Raw genomic sequence first — 13,499 nt, forward strand, 5'->3', positions numbered from 1 at the left:
TTGAAAATGAACCAATAAAGTCCTTTTAGCCATGCCAGTGGGGCAATTCTATCCATGCCGTAGACATGCATTAGAGTCTATCAATATTGTTGAAAAGGGTGTATGGAAAATATATGAAACGACAGAGAGTGGAGGCCATTTTATAATTAAAGAATTAGATAATGAAAATGAGACGATCGACTATTTTTATAATTTACTAGTAAGTAGAAATGATTATATATCATAAAACAAATTAAAAATTTGATTTTGGTTTAGATAGTGACAGAATGGCATTTTAAGATCGATACAAGAACAGGAGCATTGTTGAAATCTAATTTAGCCTATTAAGGAATATAAGAAGTAATCCCCCTTGATTTCCATATTCTCACAAAAACACCCTATAATACTCACATCTTAACAGCAATAAATATACTCCCACTATGCCATTTTACCTAAAATCACACATTAACTTTTTGTGTAATAACGACCGTAGACAAATAAGAATATTAGGTAAAAGGTTTGGTTTTTTGTGACAATACTGTTTATTTATGTATTTTATTTGAAATATATGCTATTGGTATAAGGGGTGCTAAAAGATAAATAATCAATGAGTGTAATTAAGGAGAGTTGTGATGTGAGGAAGGTCTTATTTTTATTCATGATGCTTTTATTGGTATTAGGAGTTCTGTCAGCGTGTGGTTCTGACGAAACGTCCAAAAATGAGGGGAACAATGATCAGTCTAAAGCTGAAGAAACTGGTACAGCAGAGGATGAGACAGAAGGCAAAAGTTCTGATGAAGAGGAAGTAGAAATCTCAACAACTTTAGAGGAGATACTTAAGGAGAAGTCAGGGAAGTATTTTGGAAATGGTTATAACGAGGCCATTGTACATAGAGATCTAGATGAAAAGAGTTTCCAAGATAAAGATAGCTTCCAAGTGTATAACTATTTGCTTGGTTTAATGAGTGAATCGGAAGCATATAAAGAATATTATGATTTTGCCGAGACGTTTAATGCCAGTATTGAAACAACTGTTTCTAGTACGCCAGAGGGCATGAAGCTTGAGGATGGTCAGGTTGTAAACGGTACATCAAATATTGCGATTCTCTTAGATGCAAGTGGAAGCATGGCGCAGAAGATTGGCGGCAAAACGAAAATGGAGCTGGCTAAGCAGGCAATTAATGAATTTGTTGCATCAATGCCTGAAGGTTCCAACATATCATTACGCGTTTACGGTCATAAGGGAAGCAACAGTGATAGTGATAAGGATGTATCATGTTCAAGTACAGAAATCGTTTATGAATTAAATCCATATAATGAAGCTAATTTTAAAGATTCTTTAAATAGCTTTAAACCGACAGGCTGGACGCCAATAGCGAAGGCAATCTCGGAAACAAAAAAGGACTTTACGAACGTTGATGGCAAAGCGCAAAATATTATCTATGTTGTAAGCGACGGGATTGAAACATGTGATGGAGACCCTGTTAAAGCAGCAAAAGAGCTTCATGATTCTAATATTAAAGCAGTAGTAAACATTATTGGCTTTGATGTAGATAGTAATGGCCAGAAACAATTGCTAGAAGTAGCTGAAGCAGGTGGCGGTGAATTTGAAACTGTAGACTCTGCTGATGATTTTAAACAAATGTGGGAAAGAGAACGAGTTCGTCTATACAATGAGTGGAGTGCATGGTCTGCAGATAATTATAATGATGTTTCAGCCGAGCAATCCGACAAGATAAATGAACTATATAGTCAAAAAGCTGACTATTCAAATTTAACCTACGCAGAGAAAAATCATTTGGAGGATGCAATCTACTACTTGCAAAATAAGGAACAAATTAGCTCTGAAGTAAGAGAAGAGGTAGGAAGCCTTATTCAGCAAAGGCATAAGATCTTAGATGAATACAATGAAGGATATAAAGAGTTAATTGAAGCAGTTGAAACAGAAGGTAAGAGTATGAAGGAAGAAATCGATGAAAAGGGCGATGAAATGAAGGATAAATATCAAAATTAATTCCTATTTACTTAATTTGAACTAAAATAAATAGCCGTTCATGGATAGTAGACAAAGAACTCTTCTATTCTAAGCGGCTATTTGCTTTATAATCAGCTCTGTCAAAAATAGAACCTAGCCAGCCTTCTTAAAATACACCACCTGTGGATAACGTACATGATAATTTTCCCCGTCAATTGTTAGTTGGAGATGGTCTATAGCAACACCGGTTAACATTCCTTCTAAGGAACCGTTTACTAATACTACTTTAATTTTTTTATTAGGCTCTTTTCTAAAAGATTGTTGTTTTTGAACAAAACTGATTAGGGTGATTGGAACGGATATGCGAGACTCCTGTGGGAGTAGCGGGACAGATGAGACCCCGCAGGCGCTTCGCGCTGAGGAGGCTCATCGCCCGCCCCGCGGAAAGCGAGCATCCTGGAGCGCCAATCAACCAACCCAATACTATTTTAAAAGCAACAAAGTTTGCGAAAACAGCCTTTTATTAAGATGGAGTAATTAATGATCAAAAAAGATAGGCTCCATTTTGATTGTATAAGCTGGAGAAGTTGTCATCATTGTATGTGGCAATAAATTTGAATACATATAATAACCAGGTGGCAGTGCGTTTTGAGGTGAATAGTGTTGATACATGAGAATCGCCCCTTTTTCTTATTAGACTTATACCTATGTAGCCCTTGAAAAATCTGTAACGGCGACTGCCTAGATTAACATAAAACAACAAAAGAGGACCAAACATTTTTTTGTATGCTTAGTCCTTTTTCTCTTGAAAGATTATGGAATTAGGTTCGAAATTAGGAATCTATCGACAAAATCCCCTGTGATTATACATATTTATTTACCTGCTCGTTCTTCAAACAACTTAACAATTTCAATGACTGTATTTGTTGCTTGGATCATATTTTCAACTGAGATAAATTCAAATTTACCGTGGAAGTTCTCTCCGCCGGTAAAGATATTCGGTGTTGGCAGTCCCATATAGGAAAGCTGGGATCCATCAGTACCGCCCCGAATTGGTTCAACGATTGGCTTTATACCTAAATTCTCCATTGCTTCATGAGCAATATCAACAATGTACTTAACTGGCTCAATTTTATCCTTCATATTAAAGTATTGATCATTTAATTCTAAAATAATAGTTTCCTGTCCATACACTGTTTTGAATTCCTCGACAAGTTCAACCATTTTATCTTTCCTTACTTGAAAATGCTGTTTATCGAAATCGCGAATGATATAGTGAAGCTTTGTTTCTTCGACATCACCAGTTATTGTTAGTAAGTGATAGAAGCCTTCATAGCCTTCTGTAAATTCAGGTGCTTCCATTGCTGGGAGCTTGCTATTAAACGCCATCGCGATCTTGGCTGAATTGATCATTTTTCCTTTAGCTGTTCCAGGGTGGACATTATTTCCTTTAAAAGTAATCTTGGCGGCAGCAGCGTTAAAGCTTTCATATTGAAGTTCACCGAGAGGGCCACCATCCACTGTGTAGGCAAAATCAGCACCAAATGCAGCTACATCAAATTTATGTGGTCCCCTTCCAATTTCCTCATCAGGTGTAAAGGCCACTCTAATTTTTCCGTGCTTAATTTCTGGATGCTTGATTAGATATGCCATCGCCGTCATAATTTCCGTAATTCCAGCTTTATTATCAGCACCTAAAAGTGTTGTACCATCAGTTGTAATGAGTGTATGTCCTTTATAATTAACTAGATTCGGGTAATGAGTAGGAGAAAGAACAATATGTAATGGCTGATTTAAAACTATGTCGTTTCCATCATAATTTTCAACTATTTGTGGCTTAACGTTTGTACCTGTAAAATCAGTTGCTGTATCCACATGTGCTAGAAATCCGATTGTTGGGACTTGCTTTTCAGTGTTTGATGGAAGAGTAGCCATCACGTATCCGTTTTCGTCAATCGAGACTTCTTTCATACCAATCTCGTTTAACTCCTTAACAAGCATATTCGCAAGTGTCAGCTGACCAGGTGTTGATGGACAGGATTCATTGTTTTCGTTTGATTGGGTATCCACTTTAACGTAATTAGTAAATCTTTCAACAATCTCGTTTTTCATAGGAACTTCCTTTCTTATCGTAGGATAGTTTTATCTTATCATGATCAAAACAGAATCGCATGTATGAGAGTATAGAGATGTATTTGGATAAGCTTTTGTGGTCAAATTGAAAAAAGAGCTTGGTTTGACCAGCTCTTTAAAGGCACTGTTTTGAAAGATATCCTTCTACAAGTGTTTCTATTCAGATATACGAACATCAATCATCCTCATTTAGTTTTTTGAAGCTATCCATCCGACTAAACCAATACGCTATAAAAAACAAGAAGAGATAAATAAAGAAGTCATAAAATGTTGACCAACCTTTCGGATTATAAAAACCAAGCATATCAAATGCATTCATTCCGATAAAGGCTGCCAAAGCAGAAAAGATAATACTCTTTATGAATGGATTAGCGTTTGGCTTAATTTGCAGAAAAAACATAATGGCAACTGGTGCTAATGAAAAATGATAAGGAAGAAATAGCTGAGATGCTATAGGTGAAAACTTTACCGGATAAGTCCATAGTCCTAAAGAACTCGCAATAAGGTCAATCGTTATTGATAGCATCATTGTAATAACGCCAGCGAATAGTAATCGACCGGTACTTTCCCTTTTTCTGAACATTAACCAAAAAATCCAAGGGAGAATAATTAAGCCAATTCCTAACCACCATTGCCAAGTAAATAAAAAGGCATTAACAACTGCATCAGACATCATTGTATGTCCTTCTTTAATCAGTTGATAGGCCTTTTCTGTTTGTTTTATCCCTTCTTCAACTGTCATTCTAAACTCAACTCCTTCAAATAAAGGGCTTTTATTGATAAATGAGCTAAAAACTTCTGTGTATGAATGATTTCTATATATTAATGTTTGCATTTATATTACGAACTATGTATTGGTTAAAGTAAGAATAGATGTTGCTTAAACAAAAAAACACATGATTCCTAGGTAGAATCAATGTGTTTTCTTCGTAATTTTAATTTAGAACTCTCTAATAAAATTAGTTCAAACCCCACGCCGCGCAAAGTCAACAAACCGAAATTTATCGAGGCGGTGACGTGATTCAGTATATTGGAACAGGCATGCATTATCTAGATACACATAGTTTTTGACAACAACGATGTGGGAAAAGCCTTCTAAGTCGAGAAATTGTCTGTCTTCCTCCGTACAGTCCTCAACAACGATTTCCTTTTTTGCGAAGCTAATGTTTAACTGAAGCTCTTTTTCTAAATACTCATAGATTGAGCCTTCACAAATTTGTTTTGATAAGGTTGGCACATACTTCTTTAAGAAATAGTCCTTATCTAAGATGATATGTTCGCTACCAATCGCACGTGAGCGGAACACCTTCCAGATCTCATCCTTGCTTGTAGCATTTAATTGTTGTTTTATAAATGGGTCAGGCTTCACTAACCCGAAATCATGAACAGTTGTAATTGCGTCCATATTTAAGTTTTTAGAAACTTCCTTAAAGCTCACTAATCCTGAGATTGGGAAGCTCATCTTTTGTACATCAATGACAATTGAGCCTTTGCCCCTTATTTTTTGAATAAAGCCATTTTGGGATAAGAGATTTAACGCTTTACGGATTGTCTCTCTGCTCGTGTCGTATGTTTCAGCTAAGTCATGCTCAGATGGAAGTGCTTCGCCTGCTTTGATCTCACCAGACTTTATTTTATCTGTCCATTCTTTGTAGATGGCAAGGTATTTATTATTTTTCATGTTTTATCACCATTATTATCTTACCATGAACAAGCATGATGATGCATTTTGACTTTAATCTATCTATTGTGCAGTTTGTAAATAATAAACAACAGATTCATATGGGCGAAGCTCCATTTTTTCGAGTGTATCAACAGAGTCTGGATAGTTAGATACTAATTTTTTTCTTGAAAATCCGTCTACTTTGATATGGTCAGGCAACTCAAATGTTGTTGATTTATCATAAAAATTATTAACAACAAGGAGCATTTCGGTTGCGGTTGTTCTTATATATGCAAAAATTTGTTTATCATCTTGTAATAGCAGCTCGTAATCGCCGTCTGTAATGATGTCATATTCCTTACGTAATGAAATTAGCTTTTGATAGTGATAAAAGATCGAATTTGGATCATTTACCGCATCTTCTGCATTAATCTCTTTATAATTATTTGCGATATCAATCCAAGGAGTTCCGGTTGTGAAACCTGCATGCTTTGTGTTGTCCCATTGTACTGGAGTTCTAGAGTTGTCACGTGATTTATGTCTTAGTATTTCAAGAATTTCATCTTCAGACATTCCTTTTTGCTGCAAAATGTTGTACATATTTATCGATTCAACATCACGGTATTTTTCAATCGATGTGAATTTAGGATCTGTCATGCCAAACTCTTCGCCCTGATAAATATAAGGAGTTCCTTGCATCATATGAATGGTCGTTGCGAGCATTTTCGCTGATTCACGGTGATACTTTCCATCATTACCATAGCGAGAAACAATTCTAGGCTGATCATGGTTGCACCAAAATAATGCATTCCAGCCTCCACCTTTATTCATTCCTGTTTGCCAGGTGGATAGAATATCCTTTAATGCAAGGAAATCCATTTCTCCAATTGCCCATTTTTCACCATTAGGATAGTCGACCTTCAAATGATGGAAATTAAACGTCATACTTAGTTCTTGACGCTCAGGATTGGAGTACTTAATACAGTGATCAATTGTCGTAGAAGACATTTCACCAACTGTCAGACTATCATGTTTTGAGAATACTTCTTTATTCATTTCATGAATATACTCGTGGACGAGAGGGCCATCTGTATAAAATTTTCTTCCATCACCAGGTGAAACGGATCCATCATCATCTGGGAAGTCTTGATTTTTCGAAATGAGGTTGATGACATCAAGACGGAATCCATCGACACCCTTTTCAAACCAAAATTCCATCATTTTATAGACTTCATTACGAAGTCCTTCATTTTCCCAATTTAGATCTGCTTGTGTGACATCAAATAGATGGAGATAATATTGCTCTGTTTTCTTGTCATATTCCCATGCTGGGCCACCAAATTTTGATTCCCAGTTAGTAGGCAAAGAACCATCAGCTTTAGGATCCTTCCAAATATAGAAATCACGATATGGATTATCCTTTGATGATGCAGCTTGCTTGAACCACTCATGCTCAGTTGATGTGTGGTTTACAACAATATCCATAATGACTTTAATGCCATGTTGATGAGCTCTATCAAGTAATTCATTAAAGTCTTCCATTGTGCCATACTCTTCATGAATCGAGTAGTAATCACTAATGTCGTAGCCATTATCTTTTTGCGGAGATGCATAAATCGGTGTAAGCCAGATGACGTCTACACCTAGTTTTTCTAAGTAATTTAGTTTGCTAATAATCCCTTGTAGATCGCCTACCCCGCTTCCATTTGTATCATTAAAGCTTTTCGGATAAATTTGATAAACGACCGCTTTTTTCCACCAAGGTTGTTTCATTTTTTACACCATCCTGTCAGGTTCAATATTTTGCTATATGATGTGAAAAAGCAGGGAGCCTAATCTAAACGACAGGCTCTCCGCTTTTTTTTTATTATTTTTCTTTACGTATTTTTCCGAATAACAAGGTTAGGACAAATGGTACTACAATTACAATAATCATACCGATAAAGAATGATCCCCAGTTTTCCGGGAAGATGGATAGGAATCCCGGAAGGCCGCCGACACCTATAGATGGAGCCTTTACGCCTTGAATTGAGATGAATGCTCCTGCAATTGCCGAGCCAATAATAGCTGAGATGAAGGCAAAGCGGAAACGTAAGTTTACACCGAACATTGCTGGCTCAGTAATACCAAGATAAGCAGAAACAGCGGATGTTATTGATAGACTTTTAAGCTTCTCATCTTTTAATATGAACATCATTGCTAGAGCTGCCGTACCTTGAGCAATATTTGATAATGCAACCATTGGCCATAAGAAGGTACCTCCAGTATTTCCGATTAACTGTAGGTCTACTGCTAAGAATGTATGGTGCATACCAGTGATAACTAAAGGTGCGTAAAGCCCACCGTAAATTAATCCTCCTACAATTGGTGCTACATTGAAAATTCCTACAACCGCATCAGTTATAACGTTACCAATTGCAAATGTAATTGGTCCTATTGCGATAAATGAAACTAGTCCAGTTACCAAAAGTGTAATTGGTGCAACAAGTAGTAGTTGAAACGCATCCGGAATGAGTTTTCTTAAGAACACTTCAATCTTAGATAAAACATATGAAGCTAGTAGGACTGGTAAAACCTGTCCTTGGTAACCAACCTTCTGTACTTCTAAACCAAATAAGTTCCATGTCGGAATTTCTTCTGCTGCTCCATAGCCCCAAGCGTTTAAAAGGTCAGGGTGAACAAGCATTAGACCAAGCACGATACCTAGTAACGGACTTCCACCGAATCTATTTACAGCAGACCAACCGATTAATCCAGGTAAGAACACAAACGCAGTGTTAGCAATTAAGTTAATGATGCTTGCTACATCTGCCCATTGGGGATAAACCTCGATTAAAGCCTCATCAAAGAAAATCCCTGGTCCCGTTAAGATGTTATTGATTCCCATTAATAACCCAGCTGTAACAATGGCAGGTAAGATAGGAATAAAGATATCTGCTAATGTTTTAATCGCACGCTGAAGTGGGTTTAAATGCTTCTCAGAAGCCTTTTTCACATCATCTTTAGATGCTTCCCCTACCCCAGTTTGACTTACAAGCTCTTTATATACTTTATCAACAGTACCTTGGCCAATAACTACTTGAAACTGTCCATTAGTTGAAAATGATCCTTTAACAAGATCTATCGATTCGAGCGCCTCTTTATCTACTTTTCCTTCATCTGCTAAAGCAAAGCGTAATCGTGTAACACAGTGTGTTGCTGCTGATATATTATCTTTACCACCTATTGCGTCTATAATTTGACTTACTTGTTTTTGATCAACACTCATGGTTTTCCCTCCATATCCATCTTTTCGTGTAAATATTTTAATACATATTTGAACAAGCTAAGCGGTTTCATTATTGAATCTGCTTGTCGAAATATGTATATACATGTCATGTATTTATCTTAAACTTGTATATACATGTTGTCAATAAAAATAAATGCGTTTTCAAATAATAAATGTAGTTAATTATTCCCACTACCCAAACTGGCTCAAACCCCTACCTTATGATTTTTTCATCGCATTAGTTTTGCGTCATTGTTTTGAAAAGATACACATGTTAAAACATAGGTAGATGATTTTTTGCAAAAGAAAAATATAGAAATAGAGAGGACTATAATATGAATTTTAAAGACAGAATTGAACCCTTCCTTATTACGGATGATCTAATTGTCCAGGAATTTGTTGTCCAAGCCTTACATGATTACCCAAATGTTAGTAAGCGCTGGATTGAAAAGCTTGTAAGAGAAGCTGTGGAAAATGAAGAAAAAAGATCAACAATTTTAATTTATTTATCAATTAATCCAATGCATGAAGAGATTGTTGGACATTTAGTTGAAGGAGCCCAACATGCGCCTAGTAACATGAGCCATTTATACTTTCAGTTATTAGCTGATTTGGACCCTGAACTTGCCTTAAAACATAAGGAGGAGCTCAAAACATTCATTCCTAATGATTACTGGCCTTTATATGAGGTATTAGTAGATGGAATGGAAGAAGAAGTCTGGTTATTAATCGAGGATTTTGCCAAAAAGCTAGAGGCTGAAACATACCTTAATTCGAATTTTTATATAAAAGCCAAAAAGGTTGCTTATACGCTCGTGAAAAAGGGTTGGGTTACAGAAGCTCAATTAGATAAAGTTGTGCAAGAAAATCTAAAAGATAATTGGTTTAGTTACAAGGGAATCCTTGCGGTTTATATGATTGGTTTAATGAAGAATGATAAGTACATACAAACATTAGCTCCCTTGCTTGTACGAGATGAGGACATTTTGCTTGAGGAAGTTGCCGCAGCATTGATTTCCTTCCAAACGGACGAGGTTGTAGAAGCAGTTGCGCCATATCTTTTAAAAGAGGAATCGAGTATTTTTGCTGCCTCTATAATCGAGAATATAAAGACTGATTATGCAGTAGAGGTTTTACGAAATGCTTATCGTCAGGTAGAGGATGAAGATAGTCAAGCCATCATTTTTGAAGCACTTATTCATCAGCTAAGTCCTGCAGCAGAGCCAGAAATAAATCAATATGTAAGTGAAAGACCTACCTCTTTTTTAGTTGAAGTTGAGCAGTTAGCGTATAGCTACTACAAAATAATTGGGTTGGATCATCCTCTTATGGAGGAATGGAAGTTGGAATTAACTGAGGGTAGTTCACCTGTACAAACTGAAAAGGTTGGAAGAAATGAACCATGCCCTTGTGGAAGTGGGAAAAAGTACAAAAAATGCTGTGGGTAAGTTAATTAACGTCAGCTAGCTTTGAAGTGAGAGAATCGAAGGTCCACCGATTCTCTCAATACAAGCGGAAATCAACAACGATGTTTAACAGAGCCAATATTTAAAGAATAACATCAATATGTTTAAAGTCTTTCACTTGAAAGAGTCCGAGATCAGTAAGTTTTAGCTCTGGTATTACTGGTAAAGCCAAAAAGGATAAAGTTAAAAATGGATTAAAGTTGCCTTTAAAGCCAATTTCTTTTAAAGCATGATCGATATCCATCAACTTATCATTTATGATTGCAAAGGGATTGGCGGTCATCAATCCAGATATTTCTAGTGGTAATGAAGCCAATACTTCGCCATCCTTTATGACAACCATTCCTCCACCCATATCCTTCATCATTTCAGTTGCTTTGTGGAGATCATAATCGTTTGTAGCAAGAGCAACAACATTATGTGAATCATGAGCGATAGTTGTAGCAATTGCTCCGGCTGTTAGACCAAACCCCTTTACTATGCCTAGCCCAATATTTCCTGTCTGGTTATGTCGTTCAATTACAGCAATTTTAAGCTGGTCCTTATCAATCGATGGTTGAAAGAACCCGTTGCTTGTTTCAATCTCTTCGACAATATGCTTTGTTATTATTTTATTTGGAAGAACCTCGATTATATTTGCTTTAGCATTCTCTAGAGATTTTAATTGTAACTCCTCGACTGAGAAATTTTTAAAATGAACTGTATTTAATAAATTGTTAGGTATATTTACATCTGATGTGATGTTTTCGGTGACAACATAATCACCCTTTTCAGCTATACGTTTTCCTTTAATGAAAACTTGGTCTATATCTACGCTCTCAAGATCATTTAATAAAATCAGATCTGCGTCATACCCAGGAGCAATTGCACCCTTTGTCTTTAAGTCGAAGCATTCTGCTGCATTTATTGTAGCCATTTGGTAGGCAAGAATGGGGTCTAGCCCGTTTTTAATAGAAAGTGAAATACTATAATCAATGCTACCTTGTGCAAGTAAATCATCTAAATGTTTATCATCAGTAACAAATAAACAGCGACGGGCATTTCTTTCAGTGACCACTGGCAATAATGATACTAAATCCTTTGCAGCAGACCCTTCTCTAAGCATGACATACATGCCCTTTTTTAAACGGTCATACGCTTCTTCAGGAGTGACACATTCATGGTCTGTTTTAATACCAGCTGTTAAGTAAACATTTAAAGGATCTCCTGAAATTCCGGCTGCATGACCGTCAATTTTTTTCTTTAGCAGATTAGCGGCATTGATTTTTTTTAACATAGCTGGATCTTGATTAAATACTGATGGAAAGTCCATGACTTCTCCTAAGCCTAATACACAGTCATGCTGATAAAAGGGCTGCAAATCTTCAGCTGAAAGGATTGCACCAGCATGTTCAAACGGTGTTGCAGGAACACATGAAGGGAGCATGTAATAAATGTTTAAGGGTGCGTCCTTCGCGGAATTGATCATAAACTGTATTCCATCAGTTCCATTAACATTTGCAATCTCATGGGGGTCCGCAATGACGGTAGTTACTCCATGTGGTATGACAACCTGTGAAAATTGAAAAGGTGTGACCATCGCAGACTCGATATGAACATGGCCATCGATAAAACCTGGAGAGATAAACTTTCCTTTCGCATCAATGGTTGTGACCCCTTCATAGTCGCCGACACCAACAATGGTTCCGTCAGTAATGGCGATTGTTTCCTCAATTAATTCACCATTAAATACATCAATGATTTTACCGTTTTTAATGACTAAATCAGCTTTTATTTTCTTGGCTGCTGCTTCGAGTCTTCTTACAAATGGCTCCATAAAAATAAAACCCCTTTCGTTTTATACGAAAAAAACCGCATTAAAAAAGTGTGAATTACTTTCTTTTTGCGGCTTTCGTATGACCTGCTTTGAGAGTAAAAGAGAATGTTAGTTTTTGTTTGATTAGTTGCTGTTTTTGCATAAGATTTTAAATTATGCCTATTAAGATAAATACTAGTTACCCTAACATTGTATGTCAAGATTTTTAACATAACTTTATTGTGGTCCTTTAACAACTAAAGCCTCAAATTGATTTATTTTGAAATAATCATTTCTCTTTTGCTTTTTTGGTGTCGTAACAATTCCTCTAATCCCCCGGCACCTAAGACAACGCCAAATATGATAAAGATAAACCCGATTACTTGAGTGAAGGTAATCATTTCATCTAAAAACAATGCAGCTCCCACTAATGCGAAGAACGGGTTAAGATTAATGAATATGGCAGATTCGGCTGCACCTACTTTTCCAATCGCGTAATTGTATGTCATATGTCCAACAGATGTTGCTAAGAAGGCAGATGCAAAAAAGATGATCCACACAGTGGACGATCCACTAGCCATGCTTTGAATGCCATTCGGCTCTACAATAACACTGATGATGAATAAGAAAACTGACCCGATTATCAACATATATCCTGTCATAAGACGTGGATCTAATGTAGAAGAAACCTTTTTGATCATGATAAAGCTTATCGTTTGTAAAAATATTGATAAAAATACGTGAATATCACCTAAGGATATGAGTTGTAGCCCTTCACCGCTTCGGAACACAATAAATGAAATTCCAATAAAACCGAAAATAACTCCGCAAAAGCGTAGTAAGGTAACTTTATTTTTTAGAAAAAAGATTGCTAGAATCGTAGTTAATATAGGTCCCATACCTAATATAAGGCCACCGTTAGATGCTGACGTTCCCTTTAACCCAACGGATAAAAAGTAATGATGCCCAACAACATTAAAGAGTGAACAGATTAGAATATAAAGAAATTCTTTTTTTGAGGGCATTCTAATTAGTCTTAAGTAAAATAGGATGATGAACACACCAACACCTGCCGTGAAAATTCGCAGTGCTGTCATCGTGACTGGCATAAAGCTTGTGACAAGTAGTTTTGTTGCAATAACATTGAATCCCCAAATCACCATAACGAAAAATAGAGATATATAAATCGGATATTTACTTTTGTTGCTCAAATCTTTTTC

Annotated in this window: 11 protein-coding genes; 3 read left to right on the forward strand and 8 right to left on the reverse strand. The window is 36.4% G+C overall.

The genetic code is table 11. The features are described from left to right. Positions 1–31: 31 nt before the first annotated feature. On the forward strand, positions 32–226 hold the full coding sequence (locus tag WCV66_RS04060) for a hypothetical protein (RefSeq protein ID WP_338787956.1): 195 nt from the start codon (positions 32–34) through the stop codon (positions 224–226). Positions 227–613: 387 nt separating this feature from the next. After that, positions 614–1,993 (forward strand): VWA domain-containing protein, encoded by a 1,380-nt coding sequence (locus WCV66_RS04065; RefSeq protein ID WP_338787957.1) that lies wholly within the window; start codon positions 614–616, stop codon positions 1,991–1,993. 498 nt (positions 1,994–2,491) lie between these two features. Here WCV66_RS04065 and WCV66_RS04070 read toward each other — a convergent pair whose 3' ends face one another. From WCV66_RS04070 to treP, 6 genes are all read right to left on the reverse strand, one after another. Next, positions 2,492–2,626 (reverse strand): hypothetical protein, encoded by a 135-nt coding sequence (locus WCV66_RS04070; RefSeq protein WP_338787958.1) that lies wholly within the window; start codon positions 2,624–2,626, stop codon positions 2,492–2,494. 201 nt (positions 2,627–2,827) lie between these two features. Then, positions 2,828–4,066, reverse strand: coding sequence for a peptidase T (pepT, locus tag WCV66_RS04075; RefSeq protein WP_066338325.1), 1,239 nt, complete (start codon positions 4,064–4,066; stop codon positions 2,828–2,830). Between the two features lie 196 nt (positions 4,067–4,262). After that, a complete protein-coding gene (locus WCV66_RS04080) occupies positions 4,263–4,829 on the reverse strand; it encodes a CBO0543 family protein (protein WP_066338322.1) in 567 nt (188 codons plus the stop codon). Between the two features lie 222 nt (positions 4,830–5,051). Further along, positions 5,052–5,768: a trehalose operon repressor gene (gene treR / locus WCV66_RS04085; RefSeq protein ID WP_066338318.1), complete on the reverse strand. Its 717-nt coding sequence runs from the start codon at positions 5,766–5,768 to the stop codon at positions 5,052–5,054. A gap of 63 nt (positions 5,769–5,831) precedes the next feature. Then, complete coding sequence (treC, locus tag WCV66_RS04090) at positions 5,832–7,523, reverse strand: alpha,alpha-phosphotrehalase (protein WP_338787959.1); 1,692 nt, start codon at positions 7,521–7,523, stop codon at positions 5,832–5,834. Between the two features lie 94 nt (positions 7,524–7,617). Then, a complete protein-coding gene (gene treP / locus WCV66_RS04095) occupies positions 7,618–9,018 on the reverse strand; it encodes a PTS system trehalose-specific EIIBC component (protein WP_338787960.1) in 1,401 nt (466 codons plus the stop codon). A 335-nt stretch (positions 9,019–9,353) separates the two neighbouring features. On the opposite strand from treP, the gene WCV66_RS04100 reads away from it, so the two are divergent. Next, positions 9,354–10,466 (forward strand): SEC-C metal-binding domain-containing protein, encoded by a 1,113-nt coding sequence (locus WCV66_RS04100; RefSeq protein WP_338787961.1) that lies wholly within the window; start codon positions 9,354–9,356, stop codon positions 10,464–10,466. A 100-nt stretch (positions 10,467–10,566) separates the two neighbouring features. Here the strand turns inward: WCV66_RS04100 and ade are convergent, their stop codons facing one another. Further along, positions 10,567–12,300 (reverse strand): adenine deaminase, encoded by a 1,734-nt coding sequence (gene ade / locus WCV66_RS04105; protein ID WP_338787962.1) that lies wholly within the window; start codon positions 12,298–12,300, stop codon positions 10,567–10,569. Positions 12,301–12,554: 254 nt separating this feature from the next. After that, a complete protein-coding gene (locus tag WCV66_RS04110; protein WP_338787963.1) occupies positions 12,555–13,490 on the reverse strand; it encodes a DMT family transporter in 936 nt (311 codons plus the stop codon). Positions 13,491–13,499 lie beyond the last annotated feature (9 nt).

The sequence above is a fragment of the Metabacillus rhizosphaerae genome (genome assembly GCF_037201795.1).
Taxonomy (GTDB): domain Bacteria; phylum Bacillota; class Bacilli; order Bacillales; family Bacillaceae; genus Metabacillus; species Metabacillus rhizosphaerae.

Excerpts from the sequence above, each read along its gene's own strand:
- ade (WP_338787962.1), bottom strand. The coding sequence starts at position 12,300 with ATGGAGCCATTTGTAAGAAGACTCGAAGCAGCAGCCAAGAAAATAAAA.
- treC (WP_338787959.1), bottom strand. The coding sequence starts at position 7,523 with ATGAAACAACCTTGGTGGAAAAAAGCGGTCGTTTATCAAATTTATCCG.
- treR (WP_066338318.1), bottom strand. The coding sequence starts at position 5,768 with ATGAAAAATAATAAATACCTTGCCATCTACAAAGAATGGACAGATAAA.
- WCV66_RS04070 (WP_338787958.1), bottom strand. The coding sequence starts at position 2,626 with ATGTATCAACACTATTCACCTCAAAACGCACTGCCACCTGGTTATTAT.
- WCV66_RS04100 (WP_338787961.1), top strand. The coding sequence starts at position 9,354 with ATGAATTTTAAAGACAGAATTGAACCCTTCCTTATTACGGATGATCTA.
- pepT (WP_066338325.1), bottom strand. The coding sequence starts at position 4,066 with ATGAAAAACGAGATTGTTGAAAGATTTACTAATTACGTTAAAGTGGAT.
- treP (WP_338787960.1), bottom strand. The coding sequence starts at position 9,018 with ATGAGTGTTGATCAAAAACAAGTAAGTCAAATTATAGACGCAATAGGT.
- WCV66_RS04060 (WP_338787956.1), top strand. The coding sequence starts at position 32 with ATGCCAGTGGGGCAATTCTATCCATGCCGTAGACATGCATTAGAGTCT.
- WCV66_RS04080 (WP_066338322.1), bottom strand. The coding sequence starts at position 4,829 with ATGACAGTTGAAGAAGGGATAAAACAAACAGAAAAGGCCTATCAACTG.